This window comes from Pseudanabaena sp. FACHB-2040, from assembly GCF_014696715.1.
In the GTDB taxonomy this organism is placed as follows: domain Bacteria; phylum Cyanobacteriota; class Cyanobacteriia; order Phormidesmidales; family Phormidesmidaceae; genus JACVSF01.
In genome coordinates this window covers 129,072-146,650 of sequence record NZ_JACJQO010000011.1, presented here as the reverse complement: position 1 = coordinate 146,650, position 17,579 = coordinate 129,072, and the positions used below count along the sequence as shown (strand labels likewise).

Here is a 17,579-nt window from a genome sequence, read left to right as displayed (position 1 = left end):
GGATTGTTAGGTCCTGGATTGTTAGGTCCTGGATTGTTAGGTCCTGGATTGTTAGGTCCTGGATTGTTGGGTCCTGGATTGTTGGGTCCTGGATTGTTAGGTCCTGGATTGTTAGGTCCTGGATTGTTAGGTCCTGGATTGTTAGGTCCTGGATTGTTAGGTCCTGGATTGTTAGGTCCTGGATTGTTAGGTCCTGAGGGGGGTTCTTTACCTGGGAAGCCAGGCGTCCCTGGGGGACTAGGCTCTGGCCGAACAGGCTCATCAGCCCGAGGGACCGTTGGCAAGCCTGGACCGGAGTGAGGCCGTTCTGGTTCATCGGAAGAAGCCAGAACCCCTGGAGGCACGACAGTATCAACTGCATCCGTTGATACCCCATTAACAGAACCCACCGGGGACAGTATCCAGGGTTGTTCAACAACGGTATCTTGGGAGCTATCGATACTCAATATGACAGGGTTGAGTATTGGGCTAGCGTCGTTAGCAAATTCAGTCTGTTCACTGAGGGCCTGAATAGTTTCCTCACGAACCGCATGGAGCGGATCGTCAGCATTGCCTTCAAAGCTCTCATCGCTCAAATTTAACCCATCCATCAAATCGCTGGTTTGGTGGAAGGAATTTAGGTCAAATTCGATTACTTCAATTCGGTTCGGCTGTATCAGGGCCATCTGCCCGGCATATAGCGCCGAAGTCTGTACGCCATCCTGGGTAGTGACCGTCATAGGTCCAGCAGGATTGTTGGTCAGCGCCATGACAATTGTCATGTTTTGTCCTGGAATGTGGCGCACTACTAGGGCTGAGCCCTGAATTCCAGTAACGGCATTAGGGGTTTGAATCGTGGTGCGGCCTCGTCCTGGTGGAACCAACAGCAGCACAGTGCCGTTAGTCAACCGGAAGTTGCGGGTATTGGGGGTAAAGCGGAAAGTTGCCCGCTCCCCAACTCGCGCTAAAGAACCATCGTTGAAACGTAATTCGGCTCGAGAAGCTGCAGCCGTTCTCAGCGCATCACCCGTGCCCAAAAAGTCGGATACTCGCGCCGGACGAGCCGAGCGACCTCGAGGAATAAGCTCAACTCGGTTGAGTAAAGCATTAATATCGGCTCGAGTCAGGGCAACATCTGCTTTAGCTGGGGAGGGCAGCAGCAGAGCACTGGTCAAGAGAGCCAATCCAGCAATTTGAGTAAGGCGTTGACACAACACGGCAGCTATGACCTGTTTAGACAGCATTACGACCTTGCCTGGGTAACTGCACCGAACTTAAAAGAATTAACTAAGACAGATTAACTAAGGCTTTTAGCGAATATAAACACTTGTATTAGTCAACAGCGAAATCACTGAAGAAGCACCCTGACCCTTTGAACAATCCTGATAATTTTACTTCATGACAGAGTTGGATAATTTTACAGATTCTTAATACGTCGTAATTTACTAAGGCCTTTCCTTGCGCCTAGCAGGCTCAAATCAAGATCTTGAGGGTTTACAGTCTCGCCAGAAGAGACTTACTTAGTGCCTAATCTTATAGCATTCTAAGTGAAATTACGGATACATCCGTAATTTCTAGGCGCTAAGGGCCTACTCTTCTTCGACGCCTCACGAAAGAAGAAGTTGCAAGAGGCGCTGTTCTGTTAAGGCATATGCAGAGTTCATACGCCTTTTCAAACGTTTAATCCCGGCTCTGTGTTCAAAAGGGCCAGGATTAAATCTTTTTACAGAGGATTCGCAGGCGTTGCTGGCGTTGCTGGGGTTGCTGGGGTTCCAGCTCCCGGATTCGCAGGCGTTGCTGGCGTTGCTGGGGTTGCTGGGGTTCCAGCTCCTGGATTGGCAGGTGTTGCTGGCGTCGCTGGGGTTGCTGGAGTTCCAGCTCCTGGGTTGGCAGGCGTCGCTGGCGTCGCTGGGGTCGCTGGGGTTCCAGCTCCTGGATTGGCAGGTGTTGCTGGCGTCGCTGGGGTTGCTGGAGTTCCAGCTCCCGGATTGGCAGGCGTCGCTGGCGTCGCTGGGGTCGCTGGAGCTCCAGCTCCTGGATTGGCAGGTGTTGCTGGCGTCGCTGGGGTTGCTGGAGTTCCAGCTCCCGGATTGGCAGGTGTTGCTGGCGTCGCTGGGGTTGCTGGAGTTCCAGCTCCCGGATTGGCAGGCGTCGCTGGCGTCGCTGGGGTCGCTGGAGTTCCAGCTCCCGGATTGGCAGGCGTCGCTGGCGTCGCTGGGGTCGCTGGGGTTCCAGTTGTCGGGTTTGCTGGGGTTGCTGGAGTCGCTGGAGTTGCCGGGGTACCAACTGCTGGGACTTCGGGGGTAGTGGGCGTCGTAGGGATAACGCCTATTTCTGGATCTACAGGAATGACCTGAACCGGGGGAAGTGGCTCCTCCGGGTCCACCGGATTCGCAGGCGTCGTAGGTGCGGTCGGGGCTGCGGGAGTACCCGTCCCAGGAACTGTGGGAATTGCAATTACAGGAAATTCAGGGATAGAGACTGCCGGAGTGCCAATCGAGGGGAGAGCGGGTGTTATCGGTGGAGATGGAGCCACGCCTATAGCAGGAGCCGGATTGGCCGTCGAGGCTGTAGGCACCGTAACCTCGACCCCGCTGGGGGTCGCAGCAGCAGGCGTCTCAGCCGGAGAACTGACAGCGGGTTCTCTAGTCACTTCAGCTGGGCTACTTCTATCTGGCAGTCCAAGACTGGAGGGCAGATCAGTAAATCGCTCTAGCTCGGTAAACTGATTTAGACCGTTCTCATTTGTCAACAGTTGCTGAGGATCGTCAGTCTGCGTTGTAGGAGAGACGTCGGCTCTGATGAAGTCGGGAGCAAGAACAGCGCTTTCGGTATTGAAAGGAGATTGCTGTTCCAGAGCCTGCCGGGTTTCTTCACGAACCGCTTGTAAGGGATCGTCGGCGTCACTCTCAAAGATCTCATCATCCAGTCGCAAACCATCAACCAAGTCGCTGGTTTGATGAAAAGCGCTGAGGTCAAATTCAACTACCTCAATCCGGTTTGGCTGTATCAGGGCCATCTGCCCTGCATACAGGACTGAGGTTTGGGTACCGTCTTGAGTGGTGACCGTCATTGGTCCGGCGGGGTTGTCGGTCAGCGCCATGACGAGCGTTAGGTTGCGCCCTGGAATGTGTCGTACCACCAAGGCTGAGCCTTGAATGCCGGTGATAGCGTTAGGAGTTTGGATCGTGGTGCGGCCTCGTCCCGGTGGAACCAACAGCAGCACAGTACCGTTAGTCAGCCGGAAGTTGCGGGTATTGGGGGTAAATCGAAAGGTTGCCTGTTCTCCTATCCGCGCTAGCGAACCATCGTTAAAGCGCAGCTCAGCTCGTGATTGGGCTGCCGTTCTGAGCGCATCTCCCGTACCCAGAAAATCTGACAGCCGAGCTGGGCGAGCTGAGCGGCCCCGAGGTATCAGCTCAACTCGATTGAGCAAGGCATTGACGTTGGCCCGGGTCAGGGCAACATCCGCCTTGACCGGACACGCCAGCAAGAGCGGCCCCACTAAAGCTGCCAAGCCAGCAAGGCTGATAAACTTTTGACAAACCATATACTAATTCCTCAGTGGAAGCCACACGCTCTAAGAGAGGCCAGTGCACCCTAGACTCTTTACTGTTATGCTTCCCTAATCTTTTAGCAGTTACCCGACCTAACCAGGATAAGTCGTAAATAACGGTAGTCCTCTAATTATCATGCTATTTCTACTGCATGAAGTTATGGGAGTGGTTTTACGAAAAACTTACTAAGCTTGATTGACACTTGATGAAGCGCTTTGGGGGATGCCAGAGCTTGTCAGTAGAGTTAGAAAGGAACGGGACGTTCATCTTGAGAAAGTGTGGCAGCTGATTTTCTACTTAAAGGCTGTATCAATGCCTCTTGGAGAGCATTGGTATTGGGCTTGATGCTGCTTTTTTGCAGTCCTTCTAAAGCCCATATGATTTCTTTGGAGACTTCTGAAGAAACAGTGCCCTCTGCACGCCATTCGGCCTCAGACGGTTTGATTCAAGCCCCTACGGACGAAGCCGACCAGGCAGACTTCAAAGCGGCAGAGCCAGAGCCGACGTTACCTGAACTGTCGTTGCCTGAGGCAGATCTGACCTCTGTTTCCACTTCGGCTGCCGATTTAGATGGAGTATCTCCTGACTATGAGCTTTGGCTCTCTAGCCCACAGCCTCAGCTGGCCGAGACAGGCCCGCTCGAAACTAGGACGAAATCTTTTGAATTTAGCTTTGCCCAGCCAGACACACCTTTGAAGTCAGATCTCTTCTCCCCGGAAACCGTTGCTAGAACGGCCGCTACTATCGCTCAGAGCGCCCCTGCTGATTCAGCGTCTGAAGACGAGGCCGAACTTGAAGGTGTAGATCCGGAGCTGGGCATCATCCGCATTCGTACTGCAGTCGAAGATCCGGAACTGGGTATCATTCGCCTCCGGGAGCAGCCCTTTATTCCAGAAGTAGCAACTCAGCAGCCCGCCCCCATAGCTTATTTGACGGGTAGAGTCAGCCTGCTCAACAGCGGCAACATCTTTTTGGCGCTAGATCAGATGCAGGAGCTAGTGGGTGACCAGTTAATCCGCCCAGGAATTTCTCTAGGGTTATACCCTGCCCTAGGCCGAGAAACATATTTGCTAGCAGTGGCAGACGTCAACTTTCAGCGGTATTTCAATGTCGGCTCAGCCAATTATGATGAGGTTCGCCTGCGGTTGGGCATTCGCCAGGGGCTGACGCCGCGCAGCTACGGTCAGCTGAGCTGGAGCCATCAGGGGCTTTTTAGGCCGGGCATTCAGGACCGTTTCTTTGCCAATGATTCGTTTGAACTGCTGCTGGCACGACGCGACCCATTAACTCCAGAAATTGCAGTCAACACGTACTATCAACTGCAGCTCAATTTAAGCAATCCTCAGTCTTTTGATCGCCTTATTCAGTTTGCCGGGATCTACGCCAGCTACCAAATTACGCCCGAGTTGCAGGTTGGGCTAAACTACCAGCTTACCCTAGCTGACTACACAGCGTTTGAGCGGTTTGACACCTATCAGCAGATCATCGGACAAATGGTCTACCAAATTACGCCGGAAGTGCGGGTCAGTCTGTTTGGAGGGTTTAGCTTTGGCCGTTCATCGCTGCCCAGCGTGCGGTTTGAAGATGCGATTTTGGGCATTAACTTTGAGGGCACGGTGCCCCTATTTTAGGAAAGTGGGTGGCCGGTTTTAGGCTGAAGGAGACATTTCTGCCATTACTGGGGAGGACAGCAGCCGGTTGATCAGCTGTTGTCGGGCTGTCAGCGCTGAGCGGAAGTCGGACTTGAGCTGAATTGCTCGGTTGTAGGCGGTCATTGCCTGCTTGAATGACTCCAGCTTTTCTAGGGCCTGTCCTCGCTGGTACCAGGCCCAGTAATTGTCAGGCTGAATTCGAGTTACTTGGCTATAGGCCACAACTGCATGCCGGGGGTGGTCCAGCTTTTCTAGCACTGTCCCCAGTTTGAACCAGGCTACGTGGTCGTCGGGCTGCAGCCGCACTACTCGTTCGTAGGAGAGCGCTGCCTCTCGTAGCCGCTGAAGGTTTTCTAGCGCCATTGCTCGCATTAGCCAGGCATCGGAGTCCTCAGCATCGGATTCGATGGTGCGATCGCAAGCAGCAATCGCCTCATCGTAGTGCTGCAGCTGGTAAAGCTGCTCGACCCGCTGCAGGCTCTGTAGGATCTGCTTGCGCCGCTCTAAGGCCAGGACAAAGTCGGGCTGTAGCTGCACCGCTCGTTCGTAGGCAGCCAGTGCATCGTCTCCCCGACCCAGCTTTTCTAGTACCTGGGCGCGATCGCACCAAACCCAGTAATTATCCGATTGAATCCGCAGCACCTCGTCGTAAGCAGCCAGCGCTCCGTCATAGCGCTCTAGAGCTTCTAGCGCCTTAGCCCGCTTCAGCCAGGCCAGATAGTCTTCGGGCCGTAGCTGTAAAACCCGGTCGTAAGAAGTTACAGCAGCCTCGTAGTTACCCAACCCCTCATAGGCCAGCCCCTGCTTAAACCAGATCGCATCGTGGCTAGGCTGAAGTTGCAGCACCTTTTCGTAGGCGGCGATCGCCTCCTGGTAGCGATTCTGGCTGAACAGGTCATCGCCTCGCTCTAACCAGGCCAGGTGAGTATCCCAGGCAGAGTAGCCGCTCTGGGCAATGCTAACGGGAGTGAGATCGGCGTGGGAGGCTAGTGCCAACGTGGTTGCCAGCGACTCTAGGGCCGACAAAGTCTCTTGGGCCGAGGAGTAGCGCTGCCGGTGGTCGTAGCGAATCATCTTGTCGAGTACGGCCTGCAGCGTCGGGCTAACCGAAACCAAGTCGTGCCACGACACCTCACTGGTGCGGGGGTCTTTGCTGAGTCGCTTAGGATCGACGCCAGTTAACGCCTGCAGAGCCAGCATGCCAACCGCATAGATATCGCTGCTGAGGCTGGGCTGGCCCGCAAGCTGCTCATTAGGCATGTACCCCAGTGAACCAATGGCCACGGTCATGCTCACCTGGCTTTCAGGTTCTACCACCGGGCCGCTCACCTGCTTGACTGAGCCAAAGTCAATCAGCACAATCTTGCCGTCACTATGGCGCCGAATCAGGTTGGAGGGCTTGATGTCGCGGTGAATGACCTGCTGCTGATGAACAAAATTAAGGGTGTTGAGGACGTTGATCAGCAGCTCTATCGTGGCAGCTTCGTCTAGAAGCCCAGTCTCCTGCAGTTCGTCGCTCAGGAGAGTGCCTTCGATATATTCCTGCACCAGATAAAATTGAGCACTTTCTTCGAAGTGAGCCAGCAGGCGGGGAATACACTCATGGGTACCGAGCTGGTAAAGTGCCCGCGCCTCCGCATCAAACAGCCGCCGGGCCAGGTCAAGCGAGTGCTCATCGGCCTTTTGGGGCTTGAGCTGCTTAACTACACAGCAGGGGTGATCTGGCAGGTGTCGGTCTTCGGCCAGGTAAGTTTGCCCGAAACCACCGCCCCCCAGATAACTCAAGATCTGGTATCGTCCGCCGATTGCCTGGTTCAACATAGAGATGCACTGATGAAAAGATGAGGATGCGATCGCTGGTTTGGGATGACCCCACAGGCAAAAGGAGGATTCGCCCATCCTCCAACCCCATCAGAACCAAAAGTCTTGAAACACACTAGCGCTGTGCAGACACTGGCGTCCATCGTAGGAATACGGCTTTTATTAAGCGCGAGTAAACAGCCTGAGATTTACCGAGGCTACCCCCCATCCATTGAAAAGGAAAGCGTTCTCCGAGTGTCGAATACCGAAGCCTTTTCACGGACACTTCATAGAGCGATGAACGCCTTTGAAAGCCTGCTCAAGCAGCCCAAAGCGGGCGAACATAAAAACCGAGGTAAAAGATCATGGTCAGCCCATTGGTCAACAGCAAAGCCGCTCGCCCCCAACGAGATTTGATCAGCCGCAGCAGATAAACGCTAGCCAGCAGCACCGCCACCAGCTCTACTAGCGCCGCCAGCACCCCATAGTGGTTAGGATCCCAATAAGAAACCGGACTGATAAAACGAAAGTCGCTAAGCGGAAAAAAGTGCCGATGGGCATCGTCGTTGTGCAGCGGCAGATCAAAAAGGTGATGCAGCAGCATACTAGCAAATCCCGCCATCCAAAGCGGCTGCCGACGCAGATAGGCAATGCCTAACCCCAACCCCGCTAAGGGAACAGAGTTACCCACCGCAAAGATGTCCTGCCAAAAAGGAGCAAAAAATGCTTCTGACCAAATCGTCGAGTTCGGCAGCCCAGCCCAAAAACGAGCCCAGCCATAGAACACAAACATAGCTGCATCGGGCAGAAAAGCCCCGACTAAAACTGGCCAGGTCACCTGGGGCTGAGTAGGGCGGCGCAGAATTGCTAGATTGAGGATGAGATGACTGGTCGTATTCATAAATTAGATTCAAATCTAGATTCAAATTAGGAGTGGGGGTGACTCAGCGCCCAATCTATCTTGACTGCAATGCGACAACCCCGGTCGATCCTCGGGTGGTAGACGCTATGGTGCCCTTTTTTACTGAGCACTTTGGTAATCCGGCCAGCGTCACCCATGCCTATGGTTGGGCGGCCGAAGCTGCGGTCAAACAGGCTAGATCTACTCTGGCAGCAGCCATCCAGGCCACTCCAGAGGAGATCGTCTTTACCAGCGGCGCTACCGAAGCCAACAACCTAGCCCTAAAAGGCGTGGCTGAAGCCTATTTTGCCAAAGGGCGGCACCTGATTACCGTACAGACTGAACACAGCGCGATCCTCGATCCCTGCCGCTATCTAGAATCTTTGGGGTTTGAGGTGACCTACCTGCCGGTGCAGGCCGATGGCCTGATTAACCTAGCCGCCCTGGAAAATGCCTTTCGAGAGGATACGGTGCTGGTATCAGTCATGGCCGCCAACAATGAAATTGGCGTGCTGCAGCCCCTCTCTGAGATTGGTGCTCACTGCCGCCGCCGCAATGTGCTGTTTCACACTGATGCGGCCCAGGCCCTGGGCAAAATCCCGCTAGACGTGGCCGCTATGCAGATCGATCTGATGTCAATGACGGCTCACAAGGTCTATGGCCCCAAAGGCATTGGTGCGCTCTATGTGCGGCGACGACAGCCCCGAGTCAAGCTGGCCCCACAGCTCCACGGAGGAGGCCACGAACGCGGCATGCGCTCAGGCACCCTCTACCCGCCTCAGATCGTCGGCTTTGCCAAGGCCGTTGAGCTGGCTCTAGCAGAGCTGCCACAGGAAGCCCCACGACAGATCGCCTTGCGAAATCGGCTTTGGGAGCAGCTACAGCCGCTGCCCGATCTCTATCTCAATGGCCATGCGACCCAACGACTACCCGGCAACTTGAATATCAGTGTTGCAGGCGTAGACGGTCAAGCTCTGCTCTTGGGCCTGCGCTCGACAGTGGCGCTGTCTTCAGGCTCTGCCTGCAGCTCTACGACCCTGGCACCGTCCCACGTCCTCACCGCCCTGGGCCGCTCTGAAGAGTTGGCCTATGCTTCTCTGCGCTTTGGATTGGGTCGGTTTACGACTGAAGCGGAGATTGATCGGGTGGCGGAGGCTGCGATCGCAACCATCCAATCCTTACGACGGGCTGCTTCAGGTGTGAAGGGGTGAGGGGTGGAAGGGTAGATGAGTGGAGGCTTAGTAGCGTTAAACGCTTGGTTTAAGTTCCTCGGACTGGGGTTGAAAGGGCAAACAGTAGCGGTTACGGCCTTGAGCTTTGGCTAGGTAGAGGGCCTGATCAGCAGCCAATATTAGGCCAGCGGGCGCATCGGTCGGTATGATATCCAGGCTGGCAATGCCTAAGCTGACTGTCACCTGGGCCAGTGGGCCGGTTTCTGTCACTGCGATTTGGAGCTGGCGGATCGCGGTCAGGATGTTTTCAGCCAAAGCGATCGCACCTTCTAGAGGGGTATCGGGCAGCACGATGGCAAACTCTTCTCCGCCGTAGCGGGCCAGCAAGTCGCCAGGTCGCTTCAACACTTGGGAAAGGGTTTGGGCAATGGCGCGTAGGCAGTCGTCTCCGGCCAGATGGCCATAGGTATCGTTGAATTGCTTAAAGTGATCGACATCACAGAGGATCAGGGTCAAGCAGGTGTTGTATCGCCGCTGCCGCCGAAACTCTGTCTCTAGATACTCGTCGAAGAACCGGCGGTTGGCCACCTGAGTGAGCCCGTCTAGGTGGGCTAAGCGGTTGAGTTCTTGATTGGCCCGGTGCAGCCGCCGGTAAAGCTCTACCTGCTGAATCGTGACCGCTAGCTGATCGGCTACTCTGGTCGCCAGCTGCGCTTCATCGTCTAGCCAGGTGCGGGTGCGATCGCACTGCTGCAAACACAGCATACCTCTGACCTTTCCCTCAAAGCGGATGGCGATGCCCAGCCAGGCCTGGATGCCGTTGCGCTGAAAATATGGCTGCAGGGACCGCAGCCAATCTGCCGCCGCCACATCTGCGATCGCAACGACAGCTTCGCGTTCAAACAGGGCCTGCACCAGCGGATTATCAGTAATCGGCATTGTCTTGTCCGACAACACCTCCACATCAGATGCAGCTTGGCTGACGCTGTACACAAAACTGTCATCCGTATCTCGACCCAAGCGAATGACGCTGCGGCTGACCGCAAACGCCGAAATTAGCCGTTCAGCAGTCTGGTGCAGCACCTGATCCAGATTGAGAGAGGTACGAATGGCTTGGACAATCTCATTGAGCAGCGCCTCTTGGTGAGCCTGACGACGGCTCTGCTCATAGAGCTGGCTCTGTTGAATAGCGATGCCCACCTGCAGCGAGATTTGCTGCATCAGGTCGATCTCCATCCCTTGCCAGGATCGAGGAGCGACGCACTGTTGGGCTACCAGTAGGCCCCAAAGCTGCTGCTGTCGGGTCAGAATCGGCACCACCAGATGAGCCCTGACCTGAAACGGCTCTAGCAAGGCCAGATAGCAGTCAGACAACCCTGCCGTTTGCAGGTCGGCAATTGCCTGAACGTAGCCGCTGCGATACTTTTCTAGGCAAAGCGGCGCAGTTAAGCAAGGATCATGCAACACCACATCCTGCATGGAGGTATAGTCTCCGGCCAGAGACTCCGCAATCACACTGCCGCTGCCATCGGGCTCTAGCCGGTAAATAATAACTCGATTGACCTGCAGCAGTTGCTGTACGGCCTCGGTCGTGGTCTTTAGCACCACTTCTAGGTTCAAAGATTGACGAATGGCCAGGGCAATGGTGCTAAGAATTTGCTCTCGCTCGGCCTGCTGCCGCAGCCGCTGTTCTAGCTGCTTGCGCTCAGTAATATCTCGAAACACCAGAACGCCCCCCAACAGCCGCCCCGGCTGGTCGCGAATAGAGGCAGCAGAAATCGAGATGTATCGAGTCGTTCCCTGGCGGGTCTGCAGCAGGCAATCTTGGGAAAGCGGCCACCCCCCTGAGCGCTGGAGCGCCTGCCGCAGCAAATGAGGCTCTATCTTCGCCTGAATCTCTGTCTGCGCCTCTAGCAGCACCAGCACTGCCTCCACCGGCTGACCAATGGCCGTTTGCCGCGACCAGCCCGTGAGGACTTCAGCTACCGGGTTAAGAAAGTTGACTAGGCCCTCAGAATCGGTCGTTACGGTGCCATCCCCTAAGCTCTCTAGCGTCGTCAGCAGCTGACTTTCCGCGCTTTCTAGATGCTTCTCCTGGCGATGACGGTGCAGCGCAATCTCAATACTGGTCTGCAGTTCGCGCCAGCGAAAGGGCTTGACGATGTAGCCAAAGGGCGAGGTTGCGATCGCACGCTGCACCGTCATCTCATCGGCATAGGCAGTCAGAAAAATCACCGGAATGCTGAGATGCCCCTGAATCGTCTCAGCCGCCTCGATACCGTCAATTTCGCCAGTCAGTCGGATGTCCATGAGCACCAGATCAGGCCGTATTAGACGGGCTGTATCAATCGCCTGCTGGCCAGATGTGACTTCATCGACAATCTGGTGCCCTAGCTGCTCTAGCGCCTCTCGGATGTTCCAAGCCGCAATCGGCTCATCTTCGACAATCAAAACATTGGCCATAGGACGAACAGCCGCAAACAAAAGATGAGCCAGCGCCTCTCATCGAAGCGGTCTGATAGGCGAGGACTGAGGTAAGCAAAACTGAACTTTAAACGTTGTTTGCTGACCTCGCTCCACTGTCACATAGCCGTGGATCCGCTGGGCCAGCAGCCTGACCAGCTTCAGGCCCATAGAGCTGGAGCGCTCTAAGTCAAACGCTGGCGGCAGGCGATCGCCAGGGTGGCTAACTATCAGGCAATAAGCACCGGGAGTTGGGCAGCTCAGTCCTATTACGAGAGTACCCATCGGGATACGAGAAAATCCGTGCTTTAGGGCATTGGTTACCAGCTCATTTAATATGAGCCCAAGGGAAATGGCAAGGTCGCTGGGGATGCAAAAGGTTTCGTCTACCGCCAGGCTGAGCTGTAGGGCAGTATCGGTACCGTAAATCCTAAACAGGCCCGCTACCAGCTGCCGGACATACTGAGCAAACTCAATCTGAGACAGATTGCCTGACTGGTAAAGAGTTTCGTGGATCAAGCCCATCGCAATCACCCGATTTTGGCTGGAGAGTAAGGCTTCCTGGGCAACGCTATCTTGAATCCGATTAACCTGTAGCTCCAGCAAACTAGAGATGATCTGCAGATTGTTTTTAACCCGGTGGTGCACCTCTGCCAGCAGCAAGTCCTTTTCTCGCAGCGAGGCCCGCAATTCTGCTTCGGCCTGTTTCCAGAGATTAATATCTTGCACAATTCCTGTAATGTAGCAGGGGTTACCGCTGTCGTCATGGACAACCGACAGGGTAACCTGACCCCAAACAGCTTCACCGTTTTTACGCAAGTATCGCTTTTCTAAAGAGCAAGCGGGTTGCTGCCAGGTCAGCCCGGACAGGTCTGCTCCAGCCCGGGGTAAATCTGCCGGATGCGTAATGCTTTGAAAATTGAGGGCCAAAAGCTCTGACTCGGTATAGCCCAGCAGCTGGCACAGGGCCGGGTTAACCCAGAGAAAGCGGCCAGCCGGATCGCAGTGGCAAATGCCCACAGCTGACTGCTCTGAGGTCGAGCGGAAGCGGGCCTCGCTTTCACGCAGAGCTGTCTCAATGCGCTTGCGGTGGTTGATGTCAATTGCCATACCTAGAATTTGGGTGGGCTCCCCTTGGGCATTGCGCCCAAACACGACCTCCCGCGACTGCAGCCAGCGCCAAGAACCATCGGCATGGCGGGCCCGGTACTCCAGATCAAATGCTTCCCCATCCCGGCTGTGCAGCAGCCGCTGCAGATGAGGCTCCGCTACGGCCAAATCCTCAGGGTGGATCAGGTTACCAAAGAATTGAGCCCCCTGCTGTTGCACCTCTGCTGCCGTAAAGCCCAGCATCTCCTCAACTTGGCGATTAACATAGATATTGGCAAAGCTCTCTAGATCAACGATGTAGAGCATCTGGGGTGAAGTATCTGCAATTTTCTCAAGCAAGCGCCTGCTATGGGCTAGCTCTTGCTCGATGCGCTGCCGTTCTTCCCGGTCGGTATTGCTGCCCTCCTGCCTTAGAGATTTACGGCTAATCTCTTCCAAAGGCAGGCCCAGGGTTTGATAGCAGCGCTGGAGCAAGCTAGCTTCCTGAACGCCGTCGGGCGACCCGACAGACGCCTCAGAAGCTGCATTAGAAGGCGTAACCAGGCTTTGAAAAGATTGAGCCCCGATCTCCGGAGCCTGCAGCAGCCCCTCCAGTCTGGCTAAGTTTGCCCTCAGTTGGCGGGTAGTGCCTTGCAGCGTAGTGCGATTAGCCTCGGCAGGAGAACCGTTTACCTGCTGATGCAGTTCCTCTAAGCTCTGCCAGCACTCCTGCAGTGCCCGATAGACTTCTGTTTCCATAGCCCCCATTGTTTAGTGCTCAGTCTTCCCCTATAAGCAGATTGCTGCATCGTCTAATGCTCGATTATGGGGAACAAGGCTAGGGGCTGTGGAAGTTTTATAGGTCTACAGTTCTTTAAAGCAGGCCCTGCTGCCGCCGCTCCGAGGCCAAAACAGCTCGGCGGGTAGCCAACAAGGCTCCTGGTTCTACGGAAATAGAGGAGATTCCCCACTGTACTAGGGCATCAATGAGTTCAGGATGGCGCACCGGAGCTTGCCCACAAATAGAGCAGGTCAACCCCTGCTGTCGGGCAGTTTGGACTAAGTGAGCCAGGGCCGCAATCACGGCTGGGTGACGCTCATCGTAGGCCGAAGCCATCACCGGCTGGTCTCGGTCTACGGCCAGCAGCAGCTGAGTCAAGTCGTTGGTGCCAATGGCGATGCCCTGTACCCCGGCTTGCCGGTAGGCCGGTAGCAGAAACAGCACCGAAGGCACCTCAGCCATAATCCAGAGCTGAAAAGCCGGAGCCTGGAACAATCGGGCCTGCTCGACCCACTGGCGACAGACTACGAACTCCTCAACAGTGCGAACAAAGGGCAGCATCAGCTGCAGGTTGGTGTGACCCTGGCGCTGCAGTTCGGCCAGAGCCCCCAGTTCTAGCTTGAACAGGCGAGGATCTAGCTGATAGCTGAAGGTGCCTCGAATGCCCAGCATCGGGTTGGGCTCGGCGGGAGGGCTGCCAGCTAGGCTAATCCACTCGTGCGATCGCAAGTCCAGCGAGCGATAGCGCACAGGCCTCGGCGCAAACGCTGCCAGAATGGGGGCCAGTTTTTCTACCAGCCGGGCCTGCAGGTCTACCCCATATCCCCCCGTCACCCACTGCTGCGGGTGGCGACCCTCCAGCATATCGATCAGCAGCCACTCTGAGCGCAGCAGCCCCACCCCGTCTATTTGCTCCAGGGGCAAGTCACCCAGCCGCTGCACCTGGCTCAGATTAACCATTACCTGAGTTGCTGTAGAGCCTGCGGCAGCGTCCGGCAGATCGAGCAGGTCTGCCTTAGGGGCGGTGGGCAGAGCTTTACTCAGGCTCTCAAACAGGGGGCGACCGGCCTGATCCTCAGGCAACAGATAGACTAAGCCCCGGTCTCCATCTAGCCAGAGCGCATCGCCCGTTTTGAGCAGTTCAGTTGCTTGGGGAGCCCCCACCACCGCCGGAATATTCAGTTCTCGAGCCAAAATGGCAGCATGGCAAGTGGCCCCGCCACGAACCGTGACAATCCCGGCTACCCCCTGAAGCCGCACGCACATCTCAGGCTGCAGATCGGGCAGCACCACAATACAGCCCGGCGGCAGCGTCATCTGTGCCGCCAGCGACCCTGCTTGCAGCACAACTGCCGTGGCAATCGCCCGGCCCGAAGCTGCCCCAATGCCCTGCACAACCCCGCTAATTTCAGTCAGCAGGGCTGCCTGATCGGGCGCAGGAGCCCCAGCCTGGCTTGCGATGGCCCCTTCCTCAAGAGCTTCCCACCAGCGGCTGACTTGAGTAATGACAAGACTAGACTGCCGGGTCTGAGGATGCTTATAAATCAGCCACTCCAGCCGCACCGGCAGGCCCCACTGCTGCTGCACCTGACGGCCTAGGCGCAGTAGCGCCTGCATCTGGTCTAGGGTAAGGGGAGCGGGGAGCTCTGGCTCTTCTCTTGGCTGCACAACTAGCCCGGCAACGCTGACCCCTGAAGGCTTTTCCCGCAGGCGGTAAACCTGCTCCTGGTAGCCCGCCTGCCACCTAATCCGCTCTAGCTGCAGCAGGTTGCCCTGGCAACGAGCGGGCACCGCTGCCCCTTGGGCCAGCGCTTGTCCTAAGCCTAGAACCGCCTCTAGAGAAAAGGTTTTTTCTCCCAGAATGATCGTGCCGCTAATCTCAGAGGGGTAAAGCGGCTGCACTAGCGTGGCTATCTGCACCTGCTGCAGGCTCTGGCAGTGCTGTCGCCATACCAGCAGATTGCTCGCCCGCAGACTCTCGGCCCAAAGCTGTTTAAGCTCGGTTGCGATCGTATCTAGGCGGGCTACACAGGGGCGGGCTGCCAAAAGGCCCAACAGTTCAGCTGCTGCTTGAGGCGTTCCCTGGCCCGGCCCAGCCAAAATCAGTGACGGTCGCAGCAGCAGCCAAGGGGCCTGCACGTGCTCCAACAGATCAGCTAGGTTCAGATCTAAAGGGTGCTCTAGGAATGCTTGCCGTAGGGTCTGGGCCGTCTGTCGCAACACCTGAGGCTGGCTTGGGTCTAGATGGCTGAGATCTCCCATGCCAGTGGATTGGATCACCTCAGCCAACCGATCGCTCCAGGTATCAGCCAGCAACACTCCGCCCTCGACCACTGGCAAGTCAAGCTGCTTTAGATCTCGAAGCGCCATTGCTTTTTCGCCGACAGCAGCAAGATCTGCATCGGCTATTTGGGCCAGCAAGCGAAAAGGAAGCATTAATTAGGTTAACGAGTTATGGAGCAATCGGTGCCTGCATCGATAGCAGCGGCAAAACTTCCTATCACAATGAACCCTTGCCCAGTTTCGTGAAAAATATCCACAAATCGCCCACCCTCATTATGAAACCTGGGCGTTCTTCAAAAACGTCCACAGTTAGAATTCCCCAGCAGCCGCAGTGAGCCCCGGACTAGCCCAGCTCACTCTACACCCTCGCAACCAGAGCCAGAGCACCCAAAGATTTGCCAAAGTTCCTTAGATCTACGCTTCTGGTGCGATCGCAGCTACAGCCAAAATGGGGCTAGAACTCTGCCGAACCCTATGGCTATGCCTAAACCAGGGCCAGCGCTGACCGTGCCCTTGACTCAACTGCTCAATGTTTTTTTGACCTCGCCTTGCCCGCTGTGCGATCGCACCTCCCCCGGCGGCATCTGCCCCAGCTGCCGCAAACGCCTGGAGCAGGATCGTCTGTCGGCCCCACTCCAGGGACTGCAGTCACCTCTGCCGGTGTTAGCCTGGGGCGCTTACCAGGGATCTCTGCGGCAGGCCTTGGGATTGCTCAAATATCAGCATAAGCCTGCTCTGGCTCAGCTTTTTGGGAGCTATTTGGGGCAGTGCTGGCAGCACCAGCACCCCAGGTTACACCCGTCTCAGAAAAAACAGCCCATTGTCGTGCCCATTCCCCTACACGCCGATAAATTGAGCCAGCGAGGCTTTAACCAGGCTGAACTTTTGGCCTACTGGTTCTGCCGCCTGACCAACCTGCCCTTGGCTTCTCAGGGGCTAGTGCGGGTGCGGGCGACTCAGGCCCAGCATGGTTTGGGTGCCCAGGCCAGACAGCACAACCTAGACGGAGCCTTTGCCCTGGGGCCAGCCTTTCATCACCATCGTCCCTCAGGGCCAGTTTTGCTGATTGACGATATTTACACTACTGGCGCTACGGCCCTCTCAGCCGCCCAAACGCTTAGGCATTACGGTATTTCTGTCGTTGGGATAAGCACGATCGCTCGGGCTATGCCCTCAGCTGCACTAGAGCAGTCTTGAATGATCGCTTCTAGGGCCTTGAAGATGGGGGCAGGGTCTAGCCCAGTAATCATTTCAAAATGACCAGGGGTTAACCGGCTTTCAACCACCGGATCCCAGCCCTGCAGTACCTGATGGGCCGTTTGCAAAAACTCGATGCCCCGCAGCAGGGGCACCCGCAACCACTGCTGCACCAAAGTTTCGACAATTGCCAGTTCGATAAGGGGCTCTGGAAACGCCTGCATTAGGCTAGCTAAGTAATCTTCAAAGGGCACCGGATCGTCTCCGGTCAAGCCGTAGCTGGCAACGATGTGGCAGATGCGCTGGTGGTGGTTGAAACAGGTAGTTTGCATAGCCTAGACGGTAAAACAACCCCTACTCTTAACGTGATTGGAGTATCGAGCTCACCCTTAGAAACCTGGGTCAAAAGCACTTTATACGGCTTGGTTTTGCTCCTTTTCTACTGTCCTCACTATCTACTACAGTGCTGCTGCCCGACCCTTAAACAGAATAGGTTTACTGGACAATTAGCCCTAGCTACTAACCCTAAAGGCTTACAAGAGTTCAGACTTAAATAAATTTCACCATACACCGATCTCAGATAAGCTCAGTCCTCTCATCTCATAATTCTTAGCAGAATGGCTAGGGCAAGCCGATCTAGATCGCGACTCTTTTCGGGCCACTTTGGGGCTGCTGCAGGGTTGCTACAAAAATGGCAGTTTTTAA

The 17,579-nt window shown here is 55.7% G+C and carries 11 protein-coding genes; 3 read left to right on the top strand and 8 right to left on the bottom strand.

Annotation, left to right across the window (positions count from 1 at the left end; all coding sequences use genetic code 11):
• Both H6G13_RS14685 and H6G13_RS14680 read right to left on the bottom strand, forming a co-directional pair.
• Nucleotides 1-1,223, bottom strand: a 1,223-nt coding sequence (locus H6G13_RS14685; RefSeq protein ID WP_190483968.1) for a FecR family protein, incomplete at its 3' end; no start/stop codon positions are given.
• Nucleotides 1,224-1,702: 479 nt separating this feature from the next.
• Nucleotides 1,703-3,529: a FecR domain-containing protein gene (locus H6G13_RS14680; RefSeq protein WP_190483967.1), complete on the bottom strand. Its 1,827-nt coding sequence runs from the start codon at nucleotides 3,527-3,529 to the stop codon at nucleotides 1,703-1,705.
• Between the two features lie 414 nt (nucleotides 3,530-3,943).
• On the opposite strand from H6G13_RS14680, the gene H6G13_RS14675 reads away from it, so the two are divergent.
• Entirely contained in the window at nucleotides 3,944-5,167 is a 1,224-nt protein-coding gene (locus tag H6G13_RS14675; RefSeq protein ID WP_190483966.1) for a hypothetical protein, read from the top strand.
• A gap of 18 nt (nucleotides 5,168-5,185) precedes the next feature.
• Here the strand turns inward: H6G13_RS14675 and H6G13_RS14670 are convergent, their stop codons facing one another.
• Complete coding sequence (locus H6G13_RS14670) at nucleotides 5,186-7,087, bottom strand: serine/threonine-protein kinase (protein WP_190483965.1); 1,902 nt, start codon at nucleotides 7,085-7,087, stop codon at nucleotides 5,186-5,188.
• Nucleotides 7,088-7,307: 220 nt separating this feature from the next.
• Nucleotides 7,308-7,889, bottom strand: coding sequence for a hypothetical protein (locus tag H6G13_RS14665; protein ID WP_190483964.1), 582 nt, complete (start codon nucleotides 7,887-7,889; stop codon nucleotides 7,308-7,310).
• A 38-nt stretch (nucleotides 7,890-7,927) separates the two neighbouring features.
• On the opposite strand from H6G13_RS14665, the gene H6G13_RS14660 reads away from it, so the two are divergent.
• Nucleotides 7,928-9,100: an IscS subfamily cysteine desulfurase gene (locus H6G13_RS14660; RefSeq protein WP_190483963.1), complete on the top strand. Its 1,173-nt coding sequence runs from the start codon at nucleotides 7,928-7,930 to the stop codon at nucleotides 9,098-9,100.
• 36 nt (nucleotides 9,101-9,136) lie between these two features.
• On the opposite strand, the gene H6G13_RS14655 is transcribed toward H6G13_RS14660, so the two are convergent.
• The 3 genes from H6G13_RS14655 to H6G13_RS14645 form a co-directional block, all read right to left on the bottom strand.
• Nucleotides 9,137-11,524, bottom strand: a complete 2,388-nt coding sequence (locus H6G13_RS14655) for a diguanylate cyclase (protein ID WP_190483962.1) — start codon at nucleotides 11,522-11,524, stop codon at nucleotides 9,137-9,139.
• A 39-nt stretch (nucleotides 11,525-11,563) separates the two neighbouring features.
• The gene (locus H6G13_RS14650; RefSeq protein ID WP_190483961.1) at nucleotides 11,564-13,372 is read right to left on the bottom strand and encodes a PAS domain S-box protein; all 1,809 of its coding nucleotides are present in this window, start codon (nucleotides 13,370-13,372) and stop codon (nucleotides 11,564-11,566) included.
• A 115-nt stretch (nucleotides 13,373-13,487) separates the two neighbouring features.
• The gene (locus H6G13_RS14645; protein WP_190483960.1) at nucleotides 13,488-15,830 is read right to left on the bottom strand and encodes a putative PEP-binding protein; all 2,343 of its coding nucleotides are present in this window, start codon (nucleotides 15,828-15,830) and stop codon (nucleotides 13,488-13,490) included.
• A 321-nt stretch (nucleotides 15,831-16,151) separates the two neighbouring features.
• On the opposite strand from H6G13_RS14645, the gene H6G13_RS14640 reads away from it, so the two are divergent.
• Nucleotides 16,152-16,874, top strand: coding sequence for a ComF family protein (locus tag H6G13_RS14640; protein ID WP_242028327.1), 723 nt, complete (start codon nucleotides 16,152-16,154; stop codon nucleotides 16,872-16,874).
• Here H6G13_RS14640 and H6G13_RS14635 read toward each other — a convergent pair.
• Entirely contained in the window at nucleotides 16,802-17,206 is a 405-nt protein-coding gene (locus H6G13_RS14635; RefSeq protein ID WP_190483959.1) for a hypothetical protein, read from the bottom strand. The two genes, H6G13_RS14640 and H6G13_RS14635, sit on opposite strands and share 73 nt — an antisense overlap.
• Nucleotides 17,207-17,579: the final 373 nt, after the last annotated feature.

What these genes read in the sequence shown, in the direction of transcription:
- H6G13_RS14680 (WP_190483967.1), bottom strand. Translation starts at nt 3,529, where the DNA reads ATGGTTTGTCAAAAGTTTATCAGCCTTGCTGGCTTGGCAGCTTTAGTG.
- H6G13_RS14650 (WP_190483961.1), bottom strand. Translation starts at nt 13,372, where the DNA reads ATGGAAACAGAAGTCTATCGGGCACTGCAGGAGTGCTGGCAGAGCTTA.
- H6G13_RS14640 (WP_242028327.1), top strand. Translation starts at nt 16,152, where the DNA reads ATGGCTATGCCTAAACCAGGGCCAGCGCTGACCGTGCCCTTGACTCAA.
- H6G13_RS14655 (WP_190483962.1), bottom strand. Translation starts at nt 11,524, where the DNA reads ATGGCCAATGTTTTGATTGTCGAAGATGAGCCGATTGCGGCTTGGAAC.
- H6G13_RS14670 (WP_190483965.1), bottom strand. Translation starts at nt 7,087, where the DNA reads ATGGGCGAATCCTCCTTTTGCCTGTGGGGTCATCCCAAACCAGCGATC.
- H6G13_RS14665 (WP_190483964.1), bottom strand. Translation starts at nt 7,889, where the DNA reads ATGAATACGACCAGTCATCTCATCCTCAATCTAGCAATTCTGCGCCGC.
- H6G13_RS14645 (WP_190483960.1), bottom strand. Translation starts at nt 15,830, where the DNA reads ATGCTTCCTTTTCGCTTGCTGGCCCAAATAGCCGATGCAGATCTTGCT.
- H6G13_RS14635 (WP_190483959.1), bottom strand. Translation starts at nt 17,206, where the DNA reads ATGCAAACTACCTGTTTCAACCACCACCAGCGCATCTGCCACATCGTT.